We start from the raw sequence: 20954 nt of genomic DNA, 5'->3' as shown, positions 1-20954 counted from the left end.
CCCCTCGCTCAGTGCAGGTAGATCCAGATGGCCAGCGCGGTGATCATCGCGAACACCACCTTCACCAGCGTCACGGTTTCGCGCTTCGGCTCGGAGAATCGTCGCCAGAAGCGGAACACGGCTGTGGCGCGGTAGTCACCGAGCTGCTCGCGCAGGCGTGCACCATGGGGCTTCGCGGCGCGCGGCAGGAAGCCGCGCAGGATCGGCTCCACAGTGTCCAGCAGGGGCCCGATGTCCACCAGTGACGGCACCACCACGGCGTGATGGCAGTACTCGCAACGCGCCGAGCGCGTGGGCTCCAGCGCCGAACCGCAGCCCATGCAATGCCATGCCACATGCGACGCGGCTTCTTCCGACACCGGCTTGGCGTGGCGCACCAGCAGGGCTTCCATGAGGCGCGGCATGTCGATCACCACCAGGGGGCTTTCGCAGTGCTTGCACCGTTCAGCCAGTTCCGAGATGGCGCTGCCGCAATTGAGGCAGCAGGCCACACGCTTTTCCTCGGCCAGAGTCTGCAGGTCGCTGCGCGACATCGGGCGCACGAGGCCACGCTCGGCGAGCAGCAGGCTGAATGTCTGCAGGTGGCCGTGACGGCGTGGGCATTCGAGCGCAGCGAAGCGGCCGAATCGCGTGAGGTTGTTCACCGGCTTCAGCGGCGCATCGCAGCGCACGCAACCCAGCCTTGACGACAACGGCGCGCCGGAAGAAGAGTCGCCGGTGCGCATGAGCCGCAGCAACTGCACCCAACCCAGCCCCGACAGGCGGACCGATTCGAATTCATCGAACCACACCAGGTGGCAGTTCAGGCAGACGTCCGTGGGGACCGGCGGACCATAGTGACCTTCCAGCGGCGTGGGCTGCATCAGCGCGCCGCAGTTGGGGCAGGCAGGTGTTGCGTGCGGCGCCCGCCAGGGCGAGGCGCTGGGGGCGGAAGATGCCGCGGTCGTGTTCACGGCGGCGGCACTGCGCTTGTCAGGCGACCGGCTGGAGGCCGGCCATCTCGGCCTGGTGGTCGGCGTGGTAGCTCGACCGGACCATCGCACCGACGGCGGCGTGGGTGAAGCCCATCTCGTACGCCTTCTCCTCGAACATCCGGAAGGTGTCGGGGTGCACGTAGCGGCGCACGGGCAGGTGGCTCATGGTCGGCGCGAGGTACTGGCCGATGGTGAGCATGTCGATGTCGTGCTCGCGCATGTCGCGCATGACCTGCAGGATTTCCTCGTCGGTTTCGCCCAGGCCCACCATGATGCCGCTCTTGGTCGGCACGGTCGGATGCAGCGCCTTGAACTTCTTCAGCAGGTTCAGGCTGAACTGGTAGTCGCTGCCCGGGCGCGCTTCCTTGTACAGGCGGGGCGCGGTTTCCAGGTTGTGGTTCATCACGTCCGGCGGTGCGGCTTTCAGGATTTCGAGTGCGCGGTCGTCGCGGCCGCGGAAGTCGGGCACGAGGATTTCGATCTGCGTCGATGGGGAGAGTTCGCGTGTCTTCCGGATGCACTCGACGAAGTGGCCGCTGCCGCCGTCACGCAGGTCGTCGCGGTCCACGCTGGTGATCACCACGTACTTGAGCTTCAGGCGTGCAATGGTGCGCGCCAGGTTCAGCGGCTCGTCCTTGTCCAGCGGATCGGGGCGGCCATGGCCCACGTCGCAGAACGGGCAGCGGCGGGTGCATTTGTCACCCATGATCATGAACGTGGCCGTGCCCTTGCCGAAGCACTCGCCGATGTTCGGGCACGAGGCTTCCTCGCACACCGTGTGCAGATTGCTTTCACGCAGGATCTGCTTGATCTCGTAGAAGCGCGTGGTGGGCGAGCCCGCCTTGACGCGGATCCAGTCCGGCTTCTTGAGCACCTCGGCGTGCTCGACCTTCACGGGAATGCGCGAAAGCTTCGCCGCCGCCTTCTGCTTGGCAGAGGCGTTGTAGGTCTCGACGGTTTGCGCATCGCGCACGACTTCGGTGGTGCTCATCGTTGGCTCATCTTCTAGGGGGCCAGCCTGTTGCCGAGCTTCTGGCCCAGCACGGTGGCGGCTTCATCCCAGGTGGTCTGAACGCCGATTGTAGAAAGGTCCACGGTTTGCAGCCCTGCATAACCGCAAGGGTTGATACGGGAAAAGGGTTCCAGGTCCATCGCCACGTTCAGTGCCACGCCGTGGTAGGTACAGTGGCGGCTGACCTTGATGCCCAGGGCGGCAATCTTGCCCAGCCCCCGGAACGGGTTGCCGGCCGGCGCAGGGCCGGTCAGGGCTGCATGGGAAAACGGGTCGTCCAGCCGCACGTAGATGCCCGGCGCGCCGGCGACCCGGTGGCCCGTCACCCCGAAATGCCCGAGCGTGCGGAGGACGGCTTCCTCGATCCGGTACACGTATTCCTTCACGAAGTAGCCGGCCCGCCGCAGGTCGACCAGTGGATAGGCCACGACCTGGCCGGGACCATGGTAGGTGACCTGGCCACCGCGGTTGGTTGGGACCACGGGAATGTCGCCCGGAGCGAGCACATGGCTCGCCTGCCCGGCCAGCCCCTGCGTGTAGACAGGTGGGTGTTCGCACACCCACAGCGTGTCCGGCGTTTCGGCCGTTCGGCTCCCGGTGAAGGCCTGCATGGCCGCATAGGTGGGCAAGTAGTCCACCCGGCCGCGCATTTGCGTTTCCATGGGGCGCGGCAACCCTCAGAGGACGACCTTCACCATCGGATGCGTGGACAGCGTGCGGTACAGCTCGTCGAGCTGCTCGCGGCTGGTGGCCGTGATGGTGATGGTGACGCCCAGGTAGTTGCCGGCCTTGCTGTCGCGCAACTCGACGCTGGATGCATCGAATCCGGGGTCGAACTGCTTTGCGATGGCCGTGACCGCGTGCACGAATCCGTCCACCTTCGCGCCCATCACCTTGATGGGAAAGCGCGACGGATATTCGATGAGCGATTCGCTGCGGGGCGTCGAGTCGGTGGTGGTCATGGTTGGGCTTCCTGTTTGTAGATGGGGCCGACGCGGTCGTTTCCAATCGGCTTGCCGTGCAGCGTCGTGACGGGCAAGACGGCAGGCGAGGATTCCATGGGCAGGATTGTCGCGTGATTCACCTGCGAAGTGCCGCGGCCTGTGAAGTGACCCAGCGGCTTTTGCCCACCACAAAAGCCCTCTTTCGGGGCGCTTTCCTGATTGCTGTCTCAGGGCTTGTCGGAGCGCTGCGGGTTTCTACGTATAATGAAAAGCTTTGTGAAATTGCCTTGGCGCAAAGCGCAAGGCAAGGGTCGGTAGACGAGCATGGGGCGTCAACATGTCATCAATGGTGCGCACAATGACTTCTCCTGACCTGAAAGCAGAAGAGCCTGAAGAGGCAGTTGGAGGGTTCGGGCCTGATTTCAAGCCAATGAGCGCTGAAGAAGCGGCTCGATGGCGCAGGCGCCAGGTGCCGCTTTCGATGTGGCGCGTGGTGCTGATTCAGGCCGGGGCTGGAGGAGTCGCAGTTCTTGTCGCCTGGTTGTGGGGTGGTTCCGCCGCCCACGGCTGGTCGGCTGCCTGGGGTGCTTTGTCGGTGATCGTTCCCGCAATCCTGTTTGCGCGGGCCTTGTCACGCAGCGCCCTGAATGCTTCGCCTGCCACTGCGCTGCTGCGCTTGATGATTTGGGAAGCCGCGAAAGTCGTGGTGACGCTGGCGATGCTGCTGGCGGCTCCGAAGGTCGTGGCTCAACTGAGCTGGCTCACCATGGTGGCCAGCTTCGTGGTGACGATGAAAATGTATTGGGTGGTGTGGTGGCTGCAATCGCGGCAACCGGTCGCCCAGGGTCGAAATTGACACGGAACTGATTTATGGCTGAATCAACTGGAACGCATGCGCCGACGGCCGGTGAATACATCGTTCACCACTTGCAGCATCTGCAGAAGGACTTCTCCTTCCAGAGCACGAAGCAGACCAGCATCGTCGACTTCAGTGTCTTCAACCTGGATTCCGTCTTCTATTCCATCGTCCTCGGCGTGATCGGTTGCTTCCTGCTGTGGCGTGCCGCGCGCCGCGCCACGTCCGGCGTGCCGGGCCGCTTCCAGGCCGCTGTCGAAATCCTCTCCGAGATGGTCGAGAACCAGGCCAAGGGCGTGATCAAGAACGCCACCAGCCGCAAGCTGGTCTCGCCGCTCGCACTCACCGTGTTCGTCTGGATCTTCCTGATGAACGCGATGGACATGATCCCCGTCGATCTGCTGCCCTCGATCTGGCACACCGCCGGTCCGGCGATGGGCTTCAAGGACTATCACCGCGTCGTGCCCACGGCCGACCTGTCCACCACGCTCGGCCTGTCGGTCAGCGTGCTGCTGGTCTGCCTGGTCTACAACGTGAAGATCAAGGGCGCCGGCGGCTGGGCGCATGAACTCGTCGCGGCGCCCTTCGGCGACAAGATCTTCCTCTACCCGATCAACTTCCTGATGCAGATGATCGAGTTCCTGGCCAAGACCGTGTCCCACGGCATGCGGCTGTTCGGCAACATGTTCGCCGGCGAGCTGGTGTTCATGCTGATCGCCCTCATGGGTGGCGTGTGGGCCTGGCAATTCAATCCGCTGACGGGGGGCTTCTGGCTCGGCGTCGGCCACGTCATCGCGGGTACGGTGTGGAGCATCTTCCACATCCTGGTCATCACGTTGCAGGCGTTCATCTTCATGATGCTGACGCTCATCTACGTGGGCCAGGCTCACGATCACCACTGATTTTCGATACTGGTTTTTCGGTTTTCACTTTTCCACTACTTACCTGAAGGAGCAATCATGGAAAACATTCTCGGCCTCGTCGCTCTGGCTTGCGGCATCATCGTTGGTCTGGGCGCTATCGGCGCTTCCATCGGCATCGCGCTGATGGGCGGCAAGTTCCTGGAAGCTTCGGCCCGCCAGCCCGAGCTGATCAACGAACTGCAGACCAAGATGTTCATTCTGGCCGGCCTGATCGACGCCGCGTTCCTGATCGGCGTGGCCATTGCCCTGCTGTTCGCCTTCGCCAACCCCTTCGTCCTGGCCTGATGCGGCCTCAAGCCTCGTGCTTGAAAGGAATTGAGCCGTGAACATTAATTCGACCCTGTTTCTGCAGGCGGTCGTGTTTGCGATCCTGGTGTGGTTCACCATGAAGTTCGTCTGGCCGCCGATCACCAAGGCGCTGGACGAGCGTGCGCAAAAGATCGCCGACGGCCTGGCCGCAGCGGACAAGGCCAAGGCAGAGCTGTCCGCAGCGAATGCCAAGGTCGAGGCCGAACTGGCACAGTCCCGCACCGAGACCGCATCGCGCCTCGCCGACGCCGAGCGTCGTGCGCAGTCGATCATCGAGGAAGCCAAGGCCCGCGCCACGGAAGAAGGCAACAAGATCGTTGCCGCCGCCCGTGCCGAAGCCGACCAGCAGATGGTCAAGGCCCGCGAGACGCTGCGCGAGCAGGTTGCCGCACTGGCCGTCAAGGGCGCCGAGCAGATCCTCCGCAAGGAAGTGAATGCCGGTGTCCATGCCGACCTGCTGGGCCGCCTGAAGACCGAGCTGTAAGCGAGGAACCACCATGGCCGAAATCGCCACCATCGCCCGTCCCTACGCCGAAGCGCTGTACAAGGCTGCCGGGTCCGACGCGCAGGCATCCGCTTGGCTGGACGAGCTGGCCGCCATCGCCGGCAGCCCGCTGCTGCTGCAGTTCGCCGACAACCCGAAGTCCACGCCGGAGCAGGTGTTCGACGTGATTTCGGGCACGGCGCGCACGCCACTGCCCGACAGCGCGAAGAACTTCCTTCGCACCGTCATCGAGAACGGTCGCCTGGCCGCGCTGCCCGAAGTGGCCGCGCAGTTCCGTGCGTTGCGCAATGCGAGCAGCGGTTCGTCGGACGCCGTGGTGCACAGCGCCTTCCCGATCGACGCACAGCAGCTGGCTGAAGTATCGGCAGTGCTCGAGAAGCGTTTCGGCCGCAAGCTGAACGTCTCGGTGGTGCAGGACGAGTCGCTGATCGGCGGCATCCGCGTGGTCGTGGGCGACGAGGTGCTCGACACCTCTGTCAAGGCACGACTGGATCAAATGAAAACCGCCCTCACTGCCTGACCGGCAGCCGAGACCGCGCGAACCCAAGTAACCAAGGAAAGAGCCATGCAACTCAATCCCGCAGAAATCTCTGAACTGATCAAAAGCCGTATTGAAGGGCTGGCCGCCAGTGCCGACATCCGCAATCAGGGCACCGTGGTGTCCGTGACCGACGGTATCGTCCGCATTCATGGCCTGTCCGACGTGATGCAGGGCGAAATGCTGGAATTCCCGGCCACCAAGGACGGCGTGCCGACCTTCGGCCTGGCACTGAACCTCGAGCGCGACTCGGTGGGCGCGGTGATTCTGGGCGAATACGAGCACATCTCCGAAGGCGACACCGTCAAGTGCACGGGCCGCATTCTGGAAGTGCCGGTGGGCCCCGAACTCGTGGGCCGCGTGGTCAACGCACTCGGCCAGCCGATCGACGGCAAGGGCCCGATCAACGCCAAGATGACGGACGTGATCGAGAAGGTCGCTCCCGGCGTGATCGCGCGCAAGTCCGTGGACCAGCCGATGCAGACCGGCCTGAAGTCCATCGACTCGATGGTGCCGATCGGCCGTGGCCAGCGCGAGCTGATCATCGGCGACCGCCAGACGGGCAAGACGGCCGTGGCGATCGACGCGATCATCAACCAGAAGGGTCAGAACATGACCTGCGTCTACGTTGCGATCGGCCAGAAGGCTTCGTCGATCAAGAACGTGGTGCGCGCCCTGGAACAGGCCGGCGCGATGGAATACACCATCGTCGTGGCTGCCAGCGCTTCCGAATCCGCTGCCATGCAGTACGTGTCGGCCTACTCGGGCTGCACGATGGGCGAATACTTCCGCGATCGCGGCCAGGACGCCCTGATCGTTTACGACGACCTGTCCAAGCAGGCCGTGGCGTACCGCCAGGTCTCGCTGCTGCTGCGCCGTCCGCCGGGCCGCGAAGCCTACCCCGGCGACGTGTTCTATCTCCACAGCCGTCTGCTCGAGCGCGCAGCCCGCGTGAACGCCGACTACGTCGAAGAGTTCACCAAGGGCGAAGTCAAGGGCAAGACCGGTTCGCTGACGGCACTGCCGATCATCGAGACGCAGGCCGGTGACGTGTCCGCTTTCGTGCCGACCAACGTGATCTCGATCACCGACGGTCAGATCTTCCTGGAAACCGCGCTGTTCAACGCCGGTATCCGCCCCGCCATCAACGCCGGTATCTCGGTGTCGCGCGTCGGTGGTGCTGCGCAGACCAAGCTGGTCAAGAGCCTGTCCGGCGGTATCCGTACCGACCTGGCCCAGTACCGTGAACTGGCTGCCTTCGCGCAGTTCGCTTCCGATCTGGACGCCTCGACCAAGAAGCAGCTGGACCGCGGTGCCCGCGTGACCGAACTGCTCAAGCAGGCCCAGTACTCGCCGCTGCCGATCAGCCTGATGGGTGCAACGCTGTTTGCCGTGAACAAGGGTTTCCTCGACGACATCGACGTCAAGAAGGTCCTGTCGTTCGAGCATGGCCTGCACACCTACCTGAAGGACAAGCAGGCCGCATTGCTGGCCAAGCTCGAGTCCGACCGGGCCATGGACAAGGACGCCGAAGCCCAGCTCACGGCTGCCATCACCGAATTCAAGAAGACCTTCGCCTGATCGCGCAGTCTTCCAACGAATAAGGAGCCACCATGGCAACAGGCAAGGAAATCCGCGGCAAGATCAAGAACTTCGAATCGACGAAGAAGATCACCAAGGCCATGGAAATGATTTCCGTGTCCAAGATGCGCAAGGCACAGGAACGCATGCGTGCGGCCCGTCCCTACGCTGAAAAGGTGCGCGACATTGCCGCCAACCTGGGCCAGGCCAATCCCGAGTACGTCCATCCGTTCATGAAGACCAACGAGGCCAAGGTCGCGGGCTTCATCGTGGTGACGACGGACAAGGGACTGTGCGGCGGCCTGAACACCAACATCCTGCGCGCCGTCACCAACAAGCTGCGCGATCTGCAGGGCCAGGGCCAGTCGGCCGAGGTCGTGGCGATCGGCAGCAAGGGGCTCGGCTTCCTGGGCCGCATCGGCGCCAAGGTCGTGTCGCACGTGACCCAGCTGGGTGACAAGCCGCACCTGGACAAGCTGATCGGTCCCGTGAAGGTGCTGCTCGACGCGTATGTCCGTGGCGAGGTGAACGCCGTGTACGTCTGCTACACGAAGTTCATCAACACCATGCGCCAGGAACCGGTGGTCCAGCAACTGCTGCCGCTGTCGCAGGCACAACTCGAGGCGGAAGCCAGGGAGTCCGGTGCGCATAGCTGGGACTACATCTACGAACCGGATGCGCAGTCGGTGATCGACGAGCTGCTGGTCCGCTATGTCGAAGCACTGGTCTTCCAGGCCGTGGCTGAAAACATGGCGTCCGAGCAGGCCGCGCGCATGGTGGCCATGAAGGCCGCCACCGACAACGCGGGCAACGTGATTTCGGAACTGAAGCTGGTCTACAACAAGACCCGCCAGGCCGCGATCACGAAGGAACTGTCCGAGATCGTCTCCGGCGCGGCTGCCATCAGCGGTTGACGTCCACCAAATCGAAATTTATTGGAGCAAAAAATGGCTCAAGTCCAAGGAAAGATTGTTCAGTGCATCGGCGCCGTGGTGGACGTGGAGTTCCCGCGTGACCAGATGCCCAAGGTGTACGACGCCCTCAAGCTCGACGGTTCGCCGCTGACGCTCGAAGTGCAGCAGCTGCTGGGTGACGGCATCGTGCGCACCATTGCGCTCGGTTCCGCCGACGGCCTGCGCCGCGGCATCCTGGTGTCCAACACCGGCAACCCCATCACCGTGCCCGTGGGCAAGGCCACCCTCGGCCGCATCATGGACGTGCTGGGCAACCCGATCGACGAGCGCGGTCCCGTCGGCCAGGAACTCACCGCCTCCATCCACCGCAAGGCCCCGGCTTATGACGAGCTGTCGCCTTCGCAGGAACTGCTCGAAACCGGCATCAAGGTGATCGACCTGGTCTGCCCGTTCGCCAAGGGCGGCAAGGTGGGTCTGTTCGGTGGCGCCGGCGTGGGCAAGACCGTGAACATGATGGAACTCATCAACAACATCGCCAAGGCGCACTCGGGCTTGTCGGTGTTCGCCGGTGTGGGTGAGCGTACCCGTGAAGGCAACGACTTCTATCACGAGATGGCCGATTCCGGCGTCGTCAAGCTGGACGACCTGCCCGAATCCAAGGTGGCCATGGTCTACGGCCAGATGAACGAGCCCCCGGGCAACCGTCTGCGCGTCGCGCTGACCGGCCTGACCATCGCCGAGTCGTTCCGCGACGAAGGCCGTGACGTGCTGTTCTTCGTGGACAACATCTACCGCTACACGCTGGCCGGCACCGAAGTGTCCGCGCTGCTGGGCCGCATGCCTTCCGCCGTGGGCTACCAGCCGACGCTGGCCGAGGAAATGGGCCGCCTGCAGGAGCGCATCACGTCGACCAAGGTCGGCTCGATCACCTCCATCCAGGCCGTGTACGTGCCTGCCGATGACTTGACCGACCCGTCGCCTGCCACGACCTTCGCCCACCTGGACTCCACCGTCGTGCTGTCGCGTGACATCGCCGCGCTGGGTATCTACCCCGCCGTGGACCCGCTGGACTCCACCAGCCGCCAGCTGGACCCGCACGTCGTCGGTGAAGACCACTACGGTACGGCCCGCGCCGTGCAGGGCACGCTGCAGCGCTACAAGGAACTGCGCGACATCATCGCCATCCTGGGCATGGACGAACTGTCGCCCGACGACAAGCTGATCGTGGCCCGCGCCCGCAAGATCCAGCGTTTCCTGTCGCAGCCGTTCCACGTGGCCGAAGTGTTCACGGGTTCGCCCGGCAAGTACGTGCCGCTGGCCGAAACCATCCGCGGCTTCAAGATGATCGTGGCCGGTGAGTGCGATCATCTGCCCGAGCAGGCCTTCTACATGGTCGGCACCATCGACGAAGCCTTCGAGAAAGCCAAAAAAGTCTGACCACCCCCGAAGCGGCTTTGCCGCTTCCCCCTCAAGGGGGCGACACCGGTGGCCCGGCGAAGCCGGTTCCACGGTGTCACTGGCTTGAGGTGGTTTTAGGAGAATGTGATGAGCACCATTCAAGTAGAAGTCGTCAGCGCCGAAGAGTCCATCTTCTCGGGCGAGGCCAAGTTCGTGGCCCTGCCCGGTGAAGCCGGCGAGCTCGGCATCTACCCGCGCCACACGCCGCTGATCACGCGCATCCGGCCCGGCTCGGTCCGCATCGAGAAAGCCGACGGCACCGAAGAATTCGTCTTCGTGGCCGGTGGCATCCTCGAAGTGCAGCCCAACTGCGTGACCGTGCTGTCCGACACCGCCATCCGCGGCAAGGACCTGGACGACGAGAAGGCCGCCGCCGCCAAGGCTGCTGCCGAGGAAGCCGTGCGCAACGCCAAGAACGAACTGGACCTGGCCAAGGCCCAGTCCGAACTGGCGGTCATGGCGGCCCAGATCGCCGCGCTGCGCAAGTACCGCGACAAGCGATAAATCCTGCGGCAGGGGTCGCCCTCGCAGGAGAAAAGCCGCCCGAGGGCGGCTTTTGGCTTTCTGGCAGCGGCATATGGCAGGAGAAATGCGTCAGATGGCCGCGATCGCCCGCGTCCTACGCATGGCGTGCGTCGCCGACGCTAGGATGGCTCCATGGACCTCATCGTGGCAAGGCCGCAGGGGCTGTACTGTCCGGCCGGCGATTTCTACATCGACCCGTGGCGCCCTGTCGGCCGCGCCATCATCACCCACGCCCATTCGGACCATGCGCGCGTCGGGCACGGCCACTACCTCGCGCATGTGCAGAGCGAAGGCACGCTGCGGCATCGTCTGGGCGACATCAACCTGCAGACGCTCGAATACGGCGAGGCGATCGGGCACAACGGCGTGCGCGTCTCGCTCCATCCGGCCGGCCACGTGCTGGGTTCGGCGCAGGTCCGCATCGAGCACAAGGGCGAGGTCTGGGTCGCATCTGGCGACTACAAGCTGGAAGACGATGGCACCTGCACCCCGTTCGAGGCCGTGCCTTGCCACACCTTCATCACCGAATCGACATTTGGCCTTCCCGTCTACCGCTGGCCGGCCCAGCCTGAGCTCTTCGCGGACATCAACCGCTGGTGGGCGAACAACGTGGCCGAGGGCCGTGCGTCGGTGCTTTACTGCTATTCGTTCGGCAAGGCGCAGCGCATCCTGAGCGGCGTGGATGCATCCATCGGCCCGATCGTGACGCACGGGGCCGTGGAGCCGCTCAATGCCGTGTACCGCGCGGCCGGCGTGCGTCTTGCTCCCACGCAGCATGCGGCGGACATGAAGCCCGCCGAGCTCAAGCGCGCGCTCGTGCTCGCGCCGCCGTCCGCGCAGTCGACACCATGGCTCCGGCGTTTTAGCAGTTACTCCGATGCTTTCGCCAGCGGCTGGATGCAACTGCGCGGCACGCGCAGACGCCGCGGCGTCGATCGCGGCTTCGTCATGTCCGACCACGCCGACTGGCCCGGCCTTCTCAAAGCCATCGGAGGGACGGGCGCGCAACGCATCTTCGTCACGCACGGCAGCATTCCCGTGCTGGTGCGCTGGCTGCGGGAGCAGGGGCTGGACGCGCAGGGCTTTCACACCGAATACGGGGGCGACGATGACGACGACGGACCCGCCCCACCCGGCGAGTCGCACGGCGAACAGGCGAAGGGTGTTGCGCCGGATGAGGCCACATGAAAGCCTTTGCCGCGCTCTATCGCGAACTCGATGCGACCACCGGCACGCTGGCCAAGCAGGCTGCATTGCAGCGGTACTTCCGGATCGCACCGCCCGCGGATGCTGCGTGGGCCGCCTACTTCCTCGCAGGCGGCAAGCCGCGCCAGATCGTGCCCACCGCCTTACTCAAGCGCCTGGGCCGCGAAGCGGCGGGCCTGCCGGAGTGGCTGTTCGACGAAAGCTACGAGGCTGTCGGTGACCTTGCCGAAACCCTGTCGCTGCTGCTACCCGACCCGGTCGATTCGCACGAAGCAGGCCTCGCCGTATGGGTGACGCAGCGGCTGCTGCCCTTGCGCGGCCTGCCGCCCGAGGCGCTGGAACCGGAACTGCGCGCGCAGTGGCAGGCGCTGGCGCGCGACGAACGCCTCGTCTACTTCAAGCTCATCACCGGCAGCTTCCGCGTCGGCGTGTCGCGCCTGCAGGTGACGCAGGCACTGGCGGCGATTGCCGGAATCGACGCCAAGCGCGTCGCGCAGCGGCTGATGGGCTACACCGGCATCGGACATGCACCCACGGCCGACACCTACCGCGCACTCATCGCGCCGGAGACGGACAGCGAGCAGCAGCGCCAGACCAGTGGTCAACCCTATCCTTTCTTCCTCGCCCATGCGCTGAATGCGCCCGTGGAAGATTTCGATCGACTCGTCGGTCCGGCTCCGGACTGGCTCGTCGAATGGAAGTGGGACGGCATCCGCGCACAACTCGTGCGACGTGCGGGGCAGACCTGGGTCTGGTCGCGTGGTGAGGAACTCGTGACCGATCGGTTTCCCGAGCTTGTCGAACTCGGTGCAACGCTGTCCGACGGCACGGTGCTCGATGGCGAAGTGCTCATCTGGGGCGAAGCGCAGCAACGCCCGCAGCCTTTCGCGCAGCTGCAGAAGCGCATCGGTCGCAAGACGCTCGGGCCCAAGCTGCTGCGGGAATTGCCAGCCATCCTGCTCGCCTACGACCTGCTCGAATGGCAAGGCGACGACCTGCGCGCACAGCCGCAGGAAGCCAGGCGCGCAAAGCTCGATGCGCTGCTCGCGGCGTCGCCGCATCCCGCACTGAAGTCCAGCCCGGTACTGCAGGCCGGCAGCTGGCCTGCCTTTGCACGGATGCGCGAACAGGCAAGGGCGCTCGCCGTCGAAGGGATGATGCTCAAGGCACGCGAAGCGCTCTACGGCGTCGGCCGCACGCGCGATGTCGGCACCTGGTGGAAATGGAAGATCGACCCGCTTTCCGTGGATGCGGTTCTCATCTACGCGCAGCGCGGTCACGGCCGCCGGGCGAGCCTCTACAGCGACTACACCTTCGCGGTGTGGGACGCACCCGCCGGCGCGCCCGACCGCAAGCTCGTGCCCTTTGCCAAGGCGTATTCGGGCCTCACCGATGAAGAGATGCGCAAGGTCGACGCGATCATCCGCAAGACCACGCAGGAAAGTTTCGGCCCGGTGCGCTCGGTCACGCCGACGCTGGTGTTCGAACTCGGGTTCGAGGGCATCTCGCGCAGCACCCGGCACAAGAGCGGCATCGCGGTGCGCTTCCCGCGCATGCTGCGCTGGCGCATCGACAAACCGGTGGAAGAGGCCGACACGCTGGACAGCCTGGCGGCGCTGCTGGCTCAATAGCGGCATGACCGTCCCCACCGTCCGCTCGGCCATCGACACCTGGTTCGCCTCGCGCGGCTGGAAGCCATTCCTGTTCCAGAAGCAGGTGTGGGCGGCCGTGGCGCGCGGCGAGTCGGGTCTGTTGCATGCGACCACGGGCGCTGGCAAGACGTACGCTGTGTGGCTCGGCGCCTTGCTCGCCTTGGGCGCGATGAAGCCTGCCGGGCGGCGACGTGCAAAGAAGGACATTGCGGCGACGATGCCGATTGCTCCTGAAGCAGCTGCCAGAGCCGCAACATCCGAGCCGTTGCGCGTGCTGTGGCTCACGCCGATGCGTGCCCTTGCCGCCGACACGGCGCGCGCGCTGCAGCAGGCGCTCGACGCGCTGGGCCCCACGGGTGCCGGGAACCTGTCCGGCTGGGACGTGGGCCTGCGCACCGGCGACAGCAGCAGCGCCGAGCGCGCGGCACAAGGCAAGCGCCTGCCCAGCGTGCTGGTCACCACGCCCGAGAGCCTGTCGCTCATGCTCGCGCGCGCCGATGCGCGCGAGCTGTTGCGCACAGTGCAGATGGTGGTGGCCGACGAGTGGCACGAACTGCTGGGCAACAAGCGCGGCGTTCAGGTGCAGCTCGCGCTCGCGCGCCTGCGGCGATGGAATCCGGCGCTGCGCGCGTGGGGCATGTCGGCCACGCTCGGCAATCTCGACGAAGCCATGCACACGCTGCTCGGCCATAGGGGCGGCACGCTGGTGCAGGGCAAGGTGCACAAAGACCTGCGTGTCGACACGTTGCTGCCGCCGGCGGCAGACCGTTTTCCCTGGGCAGGGCACCTCGGACTGGCGATGCTGCCGCATGTGGTGCAGGAGATCGCAAACAGCAGCACTACGCTCGTTTTCACCAACACGCGTTCGCAGGCCGAAATCTGGTACCAGGCGCTGGTGGAAGCGCGGCCCGATTGGGCGGGCTCGGTCGCGTTGCACCACGGCTCGCTCGATCGCGGCGTGCGCGAATGGGTCGAGGCGGGCCTGAAGGAGGGCAGCCTGCGCGCGGTGGTCTGCACGTCGAGCCTGGACCTGGGTGTGGACTTCCTGCCGGTCGAGCGCGTGCTGCAGATCGGCTCGCCCAAGGGCGTGGCACGGCTGCTGCAGCGCGCGGGCCGCTCCGGCCATGCGCCGGGGCGTGCATCGCGCGTGACGATGGTGCCCACGCACAGCATCGAGATCGTCGAAGGGGCGGCCGCGCGCGAAGCGATTGCTGCAGGCCATATCGAGGCGCGACGGCCGCCGCACCAGCCGCTGGATGTGCTCGTGCAGCACCTCGTGACCATCGCGCTCGGTGGCGGCTTCGTGCCAGACGATCTGTATGCGGAGGTTCGCAGCGCTGCTTCGTATGAAAACCTGACGCCGGACGCATGGCAGTGGTGCCTGGACTTCGTGCGCCAGGGCGGCGCATCGCTGGCTGCATACCCCGACTACCACCGCGTGGTGCCCGATGCCGAAGGCGTGTGGCGCGTGCCCGATGTGCGGCTGGCGCGCCGGCACCGCATGAACATCGGCACCATCGTGAGCGACGCGAGCATGTCGGTGCAGTTCTGGGGCTCGGGTGGGCGGCTGGGCAGCATCGAGGAGAGCTTCGTCTCGCGCCTGAAGCCCGGCGACTGCTTCCTGTTCGGCGGCCGGCTGCTCGAACTCGTGCGCATCCACGAGATGACGGCGTTCGTGCGGCGTGCGCCGGCAGGTCGCCCGTCGGTGCCGCGCTGGAACGGATCGCGCATGCCCCTGTCCACCACGCTGGCCGATGCCACCGTGCGCCAGCTCGCGCGTGCCGCCGATGGCCGCTTCGACAACCCCGAGCTGCGTTGCGTCCGTCCGCTGCTCGAACTGCAGGCGCGGTGGTCGGCCCTGCCCACGCCCGGCACGCTGCTGGCCGAGACCTTGAAGACGCGCGAGGGCTGGCATCTCTTCGTCTATCCGTTCGCGGGGCGGCACGTCCACATGGGTCTGGCGAACTTGCTGGCCTGGCGGATCGCGAAGGAGGCAGCCGGAACTTTTTCGATGTCGGTCAACGACTATGGCTTCGAGCTGCTCAGCGCCACACCGCGCGACTGGGCCGGCCTGCTGCCTCGCCTCACCGCCGACGCCGACGACGAAGCCTTGCTGCACGATGTGCTCGCCGGCCTGAACGCGAGTGAAATGGCGCTGCGCCGCTTCCGCGAGATCGCACGCGTTTCGGGCCTGATCTTCCAGGGCTACCCGGGCGAGAAACGCAGCCAGAAGCAGCTGCAGGCCTCGTCGTCGCTGTTCTACGAGGTCTTCCGCAAATACGACCCCGGCAACCGCCTGCTGCAGCAGGCCGAGCAGGAACTGCTTGCGCAGGAACTCGAGCTGAACCGTCTCGCGCAAAGCATCGAGCGCATGCGCACGCAGACGCTGGTGCTGCGTGAACTCGAACGGCCTACGCCCTTCAGTTTCCCGCTGATGGTGGAGCTGTTCCGCGAGAAGCTGTCCAACGAGAACGTGGCCGACCGCATCGCGCGCATGGTGCAACAACTGGAGGCCGCTGCCGGTGGCACGCCGGCTTCGGCGACCGATGTGCGGGATGCACTGGCGTTCAGCCGTGAGGCGACCAGCGCGTCGGGCGTTCCATCGAATGGTTCGCCGAAGCCCGTGCGGGAGCGGCGTGCGCGCAAGCCGTCGCGACCGTTGCCGCGGCTGTAGGGTGGGCCCATGTCGTTGCCCCGAGCCGCCTCATCCCCCGAGCCCGGCGACGGACTGGTCGTCGAATGGGCCGGCGAGTCCCTCCGCCTGCTGCCGGGCCGTGCGCTTCACTGGCCCGCGCGCGAGGTGCTCTGGGTGGCCGATGTGCACCTGGGCAAGGCAGCGACGTTCCGTGCGCTGGGCCAGCCCGTACCAGCCGGCACGACGGCGGCCAACCTCGCACGCCTCGACGCACTGATGGCGGGCCGATCCGTGCGGCACCTCGTATTCCTCGGTGACCTGCTGCACGCCGCGCAGGCGCACAACGCGTCGCTGCTGACCGCACTGGCGGACTGGCGCGCGCGACACGCGCAACTGGCGTGCACGCTCGTGCGCGGCAACCACGACGACCGCGCAGGCGATCCACCGGCCCATCTCGCCATCGACGTGGTGGACGAGCCCTGGTTGCTCGGTCCCTTCGCCTGCTGCCATCATCCGCAGACGCATCCCACCCACTTCGTGCTGGCCGGGCATTCGCACCCCGTGTGCCATTTGCACGGACGCGGGCACGACAGCGTGCGTCTGCCCTGTTTCACCGCGCAGCAAGGGTTGGCCGTGCTGCCGGCCTTCGGCGAATTCACCGGCGGCCATCCCGTCGAGGCGCAGGAGGGCCTTCAACGCTATGCGGTCGGAGGCGGTGCTGTCTGGGCATTGCCGCAGGGCTAGGCCTACAATCGTTCGCAATGAACGCACCACCGCCCCGTCCCTCCAGTGATCTGCGTGAACACGCGGCCCAGCTGCTGGTGACGACCTCGGCGCTGGTGGACCTGAGCATGGACGATGCGCGGATCGTGCTCGATTACATGAAGCCTTCCCGCGTGGCCGCCGGTGCGGTCTTCATCGAAGAAGGTGAATCCGTCCACACCGACTACATGGTCCTGCTGGTGGACGGCGACGTCCGCGTCGACACCGGCGCGGCCGGCGCGGCGCGCGACAGCACGGTGATGACGGTCATCGGTCCCGGCAACCTGATCGGCGAGATGGGCATCATCGACGGTGGCCCGCGTTCGGCCACCTGCACCGCAGTCACCGACCTCATGGTGGCGGTGCTCTCGCGTGAAGCGTTGCTGAAACTCATCCAGGAGCATCCTGCCGTCGCGGCGCGGCTGCTGCTCGCCGTGGCCAAGCGCCTGTCCGACCGTTTGCGCGAGACCAACCGCAAGTTCAAGACGCTGTCGCAGGTCAGCCGTGCGTTGCAGCAGGAGCTGGACGCGACGCATGCCGTCAACAAACGCCTGCTGAGCTGACCCGGGCCGAGCATGCTGCAGCAAGCCCTCTCTTCGGCGCTTCGCAAGGATCCGGTCCCGTCTTCCCCCAGCCTGCTGGTCGCTGGCGCCACGGGCGTCATGGGCAATGAGGTGCTGCGCCGTCTTGTCGGCACACGCCGATTCGGCGCGGCGCATGTGCTGGCGAAGCGGGCCATGCGGGCAGGCCTGCCGGGTGTGCACCTGCTCGAATTGCCGGGCGACGAGCCGCAGGCCTGGCCGCCCCTTGCCGTGAAGACCGACGTCGCCGTCGTGATGTTCGATCCGCCACGCGCGCATTACGGCCGCGAACGCGCGTTGTGGACGCCGCAGCCTTCGCAATTGCCGGCGCTGGCCGGCTGGCTGCATGCCGGTGGTGTGCGCACGCTGGCCATCGTCCTGCCGCACGACCAGGGACGTTTGCCGGATGCCGTGAAGCACGGGCTTGCGAACCTCGACGAACAGGCCGTCGCATCCATGGGCTTCGAGCGTCTCCTGCTCGTGCGCTCCGCGCGCAAGCCCGGCGGATTGCCCGGGGACGCCAGAGCCCCGCAGAAGCTCGTGGCATGGATGCTCTCGATCTTCCAGTACATGCTGCCGACCTCCGAGCAACCGGTGCGTGCTGCCAAGGTGGCCGAGCTGCTCGACCTTGCGCTGCAGATGGCGCCGCCGGGCATTCACGTGGCCGCGCCGCAGACCGTGTGGCAGGCCGCGCAGGGCGATGCGGCAGCTGTGCTGGGGCGTTGGCTGAACGGCGCAGGGCCCGGCATGACGGGGCAAAGCACGGCAGAATCTGCGCCTTGAATCAGGCTCGAAACCCGAGATAAACGCATGTCCAAGGCCAAACTCCAGGCAGCCACCATCGGCGGAAGCGCCGACGATGTCGAAACCGCTTTCTACGAAGCGCTGCAGAACGCCGACCTCGACAAGCTGATGGCCTGCTGGGCCGACGAGGACGACATCGTCTGCGTCCACCCCGGTGGCCCGCGCCTGGTGGGCAGCGGCGCGATCCGCGCGGCGTTCGAAGCCATGTTCGCCAACGGCAGCATCAGCGCGCGGCCGGAGCGGGTGCATCGCGTGCACGCGCTGGGCAGTTCGGTGCACAACCTGCTCGAACGCATCGACGTGCTCACGCCCGAAGGCCCGCGCCACGCGTGGGTGGTGGCCACCAACGTCTATCACAAGACCGCGCAGGGCTGGCGCATGGTCGCCCACCATGCCAGCCCCGGCACAGCGCGCGAAGCTGAAGCGCCGGCCGAGCGGCCGTCCATGCTGCACTGACCCGGGATCCGTGCAGACAGCATGCAGGAGTACAGGGCGCCATCGTGGCTTCCGGGCGGAAATCTCCAGACCATCTGGCCCGCGCTCTACGGTCGCCGTTACACGGGTGCCGCACCGCGCTTCACGCGTGAGCGCTGGCACACACCCGACGGCGACTTCATCGATGTCGACCATGCGGCCGACATCCCGCCCCTTCCGGGGCAGAAACTCCTGGTGCTGTTCCACGGCCTCGAAGGATCGTCGGCCAGCCACTATGCGCAGTCGTTCGCCGATTTCGCGCGCCAGCGGGGCCTTGCTTATGCGGTGCCGCACTTCCGGGGCTGCAGCGGCGAGCTGAACCTCGCGCCGCGCGCCTACCACTCGGGCGACCATGAAGAGATCGGCTGGATCCTCGAGCGCCTGGCCGCGCAGCATCGTGCGAAGGGTGGCGGTGAGCTCGTGGCGGTGGGCGTCTCGCTCGGCGGCAATGCGTTGCTGCGCTGGGCCGAAGAGGCTGGTGACGACGCAGCCCGGACCGCGCGTGCCGTGGCGGCCGTGAGCTCACCGATCGATCTCGCGGCCGGCGGGCATGCCATCGGCGTGGGCTTCAACCGGCAGGTCTACGGCCGCATGTTCCTCAACTCCATGAAGCCCAAGGCCCTGCGCAAGCTGGCGCAGCATCCCGGCCTGTTCGACGCCGACGCGCTGCGCGCCGCGCGCGACATCTACGCGTTCGACAACGTGTTCACCGCGCCGCTGCATGGCTACGCCAGCACCGAGGACTATTGGGCGCGTGCATCCGCCAAGCCGCACCTGAACCGCATCCGCATCCCCGCCCTCGTGCTGAATGCGCGCAACGACCCGTTCGTTCCGGGGCACAGCCTGCCGCACGCGCAGGAAGTCGGCCGCTTCGTCACGCTGTGGCAGCCCGGGCACGGTGGGCATGTGGGCTTTCCGGGTGGACGCTGGCCGGGGCATGTACACACCATGCCCGAAGCCGTCGGCGGCTGGCTGCTCGATCACATGTCGTAACCCAGGCCCCGCCTGGTGCGCGGGTTGCCGGGCACAATGACCGCATGGACGACATCGTCAGACAGGCCATCGCCAAGTGGCCCAACGTTCCCCATTGCTACGGCTGGCTCGGACTGGATGCGCGCGGCCACTGGTACATGCGTGACGACAAGGCCCAGGCCGCCGGTCCGTTCGCAGCGGCGGACGGCGGCACGCCCGCGTCGCGCGGCTCGCTGCTGCGGCACGAGAAACTCATCGCGTTCATCCATCGCAACTACGACTGCGATGCGCAAGGGCAGTGGTTCTTCCAGAACGGACCCCAGCGCGTCTATGTGGAGCTCGAAATCACGCCGCTCGTCTGGCGAGTGAGCGAGGACTTCGCTGTCACGGCGCACACCGGCCAGCCGGCCCGCGTGCAGCGTTGCCTCCTCGACGAAGCCGGGCATGTCTATGTCGAGGCGGAGATCGGCCTGGGTCTGGTGCATACGCTGGACGTACCGGTCGCGGCGCAGGCCGTCGAGCAGGGTCTGTGGGTGCCGCAGGAGGTGGCCTTGGCCGAATTGCCCCGGCGCTTCGGCTTCGTGCGGAGTCCGGCGGCGGTGCAGGCAGCGGCACAAACAGAAAAAGCCGGTCACTGACCGGCTTTTCTGGAGGGGCACGAACTGCCCTTGGGTTACTTGGCAGGCGGCGGCGAGGGCGAGGTCGGCGCAGCAGGCGTTGCGACAACGGCGGCACCGGCTGCAGGCGCAGCACCTTCCGCAGTCGCAGGAGCAGCAGGACGTTGCGGCTCGGCGAACTTGGCGCCGGCTGCGTTGGCCATGTAGACCACGGCACGGCCGATTTCCACGTCCTCGAAGTCGCCGCCGGCCTGCGGGGCCATGGCGCCCTTGCCCTTCAGGGCGGAGTTCAGCAGGGCTTCGTAACCGGTCTTGATGCGGGCGGCCCAGGCGCCGACGTCACCCAGTTTGGGAGCGCCGGCGGCACCGGTGGCGTGGCAGGCGGCACATTGCGCCTTGAAGACGGCTTCACCGGCCTGAAGCGGACGGTTGGCGTCACGGATCTCGATGGAGCCCACCTTCATGAGGCGATGGGCGACGCCCTGCGCATGGGCCTGCTCGCTCACGCCGCCGAGACTCATGGACGTGGGGTTCGGGCTGCTGGCGGGGTTGGCCGCCGACACCACGTACAGCACGAGGCCGATGATCACGAAAATGGGGACTACGAACGAGAAAAACACCGTCACCAGCAACTGCTTCGGTGTCTTGATCGGGCCGGTATGGGCTTCTTCGTGGGCGTTATCGCTCATTGGCGTCCTCAGAAATCGGGGGC

At 66.2% G+C, this 20954-nt stretch carries 23 protein-coding genes; 18 read left to right on the top strand and 5 right to left on the bottom strand.

Annotated elements, in window-relative coordinates; genetic code table 11:
* Nucleotides 1-8 precede the first annotated feature (8 nt).
* From ACO2Q9_RS07330 to ACO2Q9_RS07315, 4 genes are read right to left on the bottom strand one after another with little or no spacing between them, the layout of a single operon-like run.
* The gene (locus ACO2Q9_RS07330; protein WP_423309804.1) at nucleotides 9-953 is read right to left on the bottom strand and encodes a zf-TFIIB domain-containing protein; all 945 of its coding nucleotides are present in this window, start codon (nucleotides 951-953) and stop codon (nucleotides 9-11) included.
* Between the two features lie 19 nt (nucleotides 954-972).
* A complete protein-coding gene (lipA, locus tag ACO2Q9_RS07325; protein ID WP_423309802.1) occupies nucleotides 973-1965 on the bottom strand; it encodes a lipoyl synthase in 993 nt (330 codons plus the stop codon).
* Nucleotides 1966-1979: 14 nt separating this feature from the next.
* The gene (lipB, locus tag ACO2Q9_RS07320; RefSeq protein ID WP_423309800.1) at nucleotides 1980-2648 is read right to left on the bottom strand and encodes a lipoyl(octanoyl) transferase LipB; all 669 of its coding nucleotides are present in this window, start codon (nucleotides 2646-2648) and stop codon (nucleotides 1980-1982) included.
* 15 nt (nucleotides 2649-2663) lie between these two features.
* Nucleotides 2664-2948, bottom strand: coding sequence for a YbeD family protein (locus ACO2Q9_RS07315; RefSeq protein WP_423309798.1), 285 nt, complete (start codon nucleotides 2946-2948; stop codon nucleotides 2664-2666).
* 340 nt (nucleotides 2949-3288) lie between these two features.
* Here ACO2Q9_RS07315 and ACO2Q9_RS07310 point away from each other — a divergent pair, with 340 nt between their 5' ends.
* The 18 genes from ACO2Q9_RS07310 (at nucleotide 3289) to ACO2Q9_RS07225 (ending at nucleotide 20263) form a co-directional block, all read left to right on the top strand.
* Nucleotides 3289-3786 carry an ATP synthase subunit I gene (locus ACO2Q9_RS07310; protein ID WP_423309796.1) on the top strand — a complete coding sequence of 166 codons (498 nt, stop codon included), beginning with the start codon at nucleotides 3289-3291 and terminating at the stop codon, nucleotides 3784-3786.
* Nucleotides 3787-3800: 14 nt separating this feature from the next.
* Nucleotides 3801-4688, top strand: coding sequence for a F0F1 ATP synthase subunit A (atpB, locus tag ACO2Q9_RS07305; RefSeq protein WP_423309794.1), 888 nt, complete (start codon nucleotides 3801-3803; stop codon nucleotides 4686-4688).
* A 57-nt stretch (nucleotides 4689-4745) separates the two neighbouring features.
* Nucleotides 4746-4994, top strand: a complete 249-nt coding sequence (gene atpE, locus ACO2Q9_RS07300; protein WP_423309792.1) for a F0F1 ATP synthase subunit C — start codon at nucleotides 4746-4748, stop codon at nucleotides 4992-4994.
* Between the two features lie 37 nt (nucleotides 4995-5031).
* Nucleotides 5032-5502 carry a F0F1 ATP synthase subunit B gene (locus ACO2Q9_RS07295; RefSeq protein WP_423309790.1) on the top strand — a complete coding sequence of 157 codons (471 nt, stop codon included), beginning with the start codon at nucleotides 5032-5034 and terminating at the stop codon, nucleotides 5500-5502.
* Between the two features lie 13 nt (nucleotides 5503-5515).
* Nucleotides 5516-6043 (top strand): F0F1 ATP synthase subunit delta, encoded by a 528-nt coding sequence (locus ACO2Q9_RS07290; protein WP_423309788.1) that lies wholly within the window; start codon nucleotides 5516-5518, stop codon nucleotides 6041-6043.
* A gap of 45 nt (nucleotides 6044-6088) precedes the next feature.
* Nucleotides 6089-7642: a F0F1 ATP synthase subunit alpha gene (gene atpA / locus ACO2Q9_RS07285; RefSeq protein WP_423309786.1), complete on the top strand. Its 1554-nt coding sequence runs from the start codon at nucleotides 6089-6091 to the stop codon at nucleotides 7640-7642.
* Nucleotides 7643-7674: 32 nt separating this feature from the next.
* The gene (gene atpG / locus ACO2Q9_RS07280) at nucleotides 7675-8556 is read left to right on the top strand and encodes a F0F1 ATP synthase subunit gamma (protein WP_423309784.1); all 882 of its coding nucleotides are present in this window, start codon (nucleotides 7675-7677) and stop codon (nucleotides 8554-8556) included.
* 33 nt (nucleotides 8557-8589) lie between these two features.
* Nucleotides 8590-9993 carry a F0F1 ATP synthase subunit beta gene (gene atpD / locus ACO2Q9_RS07275; protein WP_423309782.1) on the top strand — a complete coding sequence of 468 codons (1404 nt, stop codon included), beginning with the start codon at nucleotides 8590-8592 and terminating at the stop codon, nucleotides 9991-9993.
* Nucleotides 9994-10101: 108 nt separating this feature from the next.
* On the top strand, nucleotides 10102-10518 hold the full coding sequence (locus ACO2Q9_RS07270) for a F0F1 ATP synthase subunit epsilon (protein WP_423309780.1): 417 nt from the start codon (nucleotides 10102-10104) through the stop codon (nucleotides 10516-10518).
* A gap of 153 nt (nucleotides 10519-10671) precedes the next feature.
* Nucleotides 10672-11727 carry a ligase-associated DNA damage response exonuclease gene (locus ACO2Q9_RS07265; RefSeq protein ID WP_423309778.1) on the top strand — a complete coding sequence of 352 codons (1056 nt, stop codon included), beginning with the start codon at nucleotides 10672-10674 and terminating at the stop codon, nucleotides 11725-11727.
* On the top strand, nucleotides 11724-13376 hold the full coding sequence (locus tag ACO2Q9_RS07260) for an ATP-dependent DNA ligase (RefSeq protein ID WP_423309776.1): 1653 nt from the start codon (nucleotides 11724-11726) through the stop codon (nucleotides 13374-13376). The genes ACO2Q9_RS07265 and ACO2Q9_RS07260 overlap by 4 nt, the downstream gene beginning before the upstream one ends.
* A 4-nt stretch (nucleotides 13377-13380) precedes the next feature.
* The gene (locus ACO2Q9_RS07255) at nucleotides 13381-16071 is read left to right on the top strand and encodes a ligase-associated DNA damage response DEXH box helicase (RefSeq protein ID WP_423309774.1); all 2691 of its coding nucleotides are present in this window, start codon (nucleotides 13381-13383) and stop codon (nucleotides 16069-16071) included.
* A 9-nt stretch (nucleotides 16072-16080) separates the two neighbouring features.
* Nucleotides 16081-16776, top strand: a complete 696-nt coding sequence (gene pdeM, locus ACO2Q9_RS07250) for a ligase-associated DNA damage response endonuclease PdeM (protein WP_423309772.1) — start codon at nucleotides 16081-16083, stop codon at nucleotides 16774-16776.
* Nucleotides 16777-16793: 17 nt separating this feature from the next.
* Complete coding sequence (locus ACO2Q9_RS07245) at nucleotides 16794-17357, top strand: cyclic nucleotide-binding domain-containing protein (RefSeq protein ID WP_423309770.1); 564 nt, start codon at nucleotides 16794-16796, stop codon at nucleotides 17355-17357.
* A 12-nt stretch (nucleotides 17358-17369) separates the two neighbouring features.
* Complete coding sequence (locus ACO2Q9_RS07240; protein WP_423309768.1) at nucleotides 17370-18158, top strand: hypothetical protein; 789 nt, start codon at nucleotides 17370-17372, stop codon at nucleotides 18156-18158.
* A 27-nt stretch (nucleotides 18159-18185) separates the two neighbouring features.
* The gene (locus tag ACO2Q9_RS07235) at nucleotides 18186-18635 is read left to right on the top strand and encodes a YybH family protein (RefSeq protein ID WP_423309766.1); all 450 of its coding nucleotides are present in this window, start codon (nucleotides 18186-18188) and stop codon (nucleotides 18633-18635) included.
* A gap of 21 nt (nucleotides 18636-18656) precedes the next feature.
* Nucleotides 18657-19646, top strand: a complete 990-nt coding sequence (locus ACO2Q9_RS07230; RefSeq protein WP_423309764.1) for a YheT family hydrolase — start codon at nucleotides 18657-18659, stop codon at nucleotides 19644-19646.
* 44 nt (nucleotides 19647-19690) lie between these two features.
* Complete coding sequence (locus tag ACO2Q9_RS07225; RefSeq protein ID WP_423309762.1) at nucleotides 19691-20263, top strand: DUF2946 family protein; 573 nt, start codon at nucleotides 19691-19693, stop codon at nucleotides 20261-20263.
* 35 nt (nucleotides 20264-20298) lie between these two features.
* Here the strand turns inward: ACO2Q9_RS07225 and ACO2Q9_RS07220 are convergent, their stop codons facing one another.
* On the bottom strand, nucleotides 20299-20931 hold the full coding sequence (locus tag ACO2Q9_RS07220) for a c-type cytochrome (RefSeq protein WP_423309760.1): 633 nt from the start codon (nucleotides 20929-20931) through the stop codon (nucleotides 20299-20301).
* Nucleotides 20932-20954 lie beyond the last annotated feature (23 nt).

This window comes from Variovorax sp. VNK109 (genome assembly GCF_049445855.1).
Classification (GTDB): Bacteria; Pseudomonadota; Gammaproteobacteria; order Burkholderiales; family Burkholderiaceae_C; genus JAGOCV01.
This window is presented reverse-complemented; position numbering and strand designations above follow the sequence as displayed.

Coding starts and splice junctions, on each gene's coding strand:
- ACO2Q9_RS07240 (WP_423309768.1), top strand. CDS start 17,370: ATGCTGCAGCAAGCCCTCTCTTCGGCGCTTCGCAAGGATCCGGTCCCG.
- atpG (WP_423309784.1), top strand. CDS start 7,675: ATGGCAACAGGCAAGGAAATCCGCGGCAAGATCAAGAACTTCGAATCG.
- ACO2Q9_RS07230 (WP_423309764.1), top strand. CDS start 18,657: ATGCAGGAGTACAGGGCGCCATCGTGGCTTCCGGGCGGAAATCTCCAG.
- atpE (WP_423309792.1), top strand. CDS start 4,746: ATGGAAAACATTCTCGGCCTCGTCGCTCTGGCTTGCGGCATCATCGTT.
- ACO2Q9_RS07310 (WP_423309796.1), top strand. CDS start 3,289: ATGACTTCTCCTGACCTGAAAGCAGAAGAGCCTGAAGAGGCAGTTGGA.
- ACO2Q9_RS07255 (WP_423309774.1), top strand. CDS start 13,381: ATGACCGTCCCCACCGTCCGCTCGGCCATCGACACCTGGTTCGCCTCG.
- ACO2Q9_RS07315 (WP_423309798.1), bottom strand. CDS start 2,948: ATGACCACCACCGACTCGACGCCCCGCAGCGAATCGCTCATCGAATAT.
- ACO2Q9_RS07225 (WP_423309762.1), top strand. CDS start 19,691: ATGGACGACATCGTCAGACAGGCCATCGCCAAGTGGCCCAACGTTCCC.
- ACO2Q9_RS07260 (WP_423309776.1), top strand. CDS start 11,724: ATGAAAGCCTTTGCCGCGCTCTATCGCGAACTCGATGCGACCACCGGC.
- pdeM (WP_423309772.1), top strand. CDS start 16,081: ATGTCGTTGCCCCGAGCCGCCTCATCCCCCGAGCCCGGCGACGGACTG.
- ACO2Q9_RS07220 (WP_423309760.1), bottom strand. CDS start 20,931: ATGAGCGATAACGCCCACGAAGAAGCCCATACCGGCCCGATCAAGACA.
- atpB (WP_423309794.1), top strand. CDS start 3,801: ATGGCTGAATCAACTGGAACGCATGCGCCGACGGCCGGTGAATACATC.
- lipB (WP_423309800.1), bottom strand. CDS start 2,648: ATGGAAACGCAAATGCGCGGCCGGGTGGACTACTTGCCCACCTATGCG.
- ACO2Q9_RS07270 (WP_423309780.1), top strand. CDS start 10,102: ATGAGCACCATTCAAGTAGAAGTCGTCAGCGCCGAAGAGTCCATCTTC.
- lipA (WP_423309802.1), bottom strand. CDS start 1,965: ATGAGCACCACCGAAGTCGTGCGCGATGCGCAAACCGTCGAGACCTAC.
- atpD (WP_423309782.1), top strand. CDS start 8,590: ATGGCTCAAGTCCAAGGAAAGATTGTTCAGTGCATCGGCGCCGTGGTG.
- ACO2Q9_RS07245 (WP_423309770.1), top strand. CDS start 16,794: ATGAACGCACCACCGCCCCGTCCCTCCAGTGATCTGCGTGAACACGCG.
- ACO2Q9_RS07290 (WP_423309788.1), top strand. CDS start 5,516: ATGGCCGAAATCGCCACCATCGCCCGTCCCTACGCCGAAGCGCTGTAC.
- ACO2Q9_RS07265 (WP_423309778.1), top strand. CDS start 10,672: ATGGACCTCATCGTGGCAAGGCCGCAGGGGCTGTACTGTCCGGCCGGC.
- atpA (WP_423309786.1), top strand. CDS start 6,089: ATGCAACTCAATCCCGCAGAAATCTCTGAACTGATCAAAAGCCGTATT.
- ACO2Q9_RS07235 (WP_423309766.1), top strand. CDS start 18,186: ATGTCCAAGGCCAAACTCCAGGCAGCCACCATCGGCGGAAGCGCCGAC.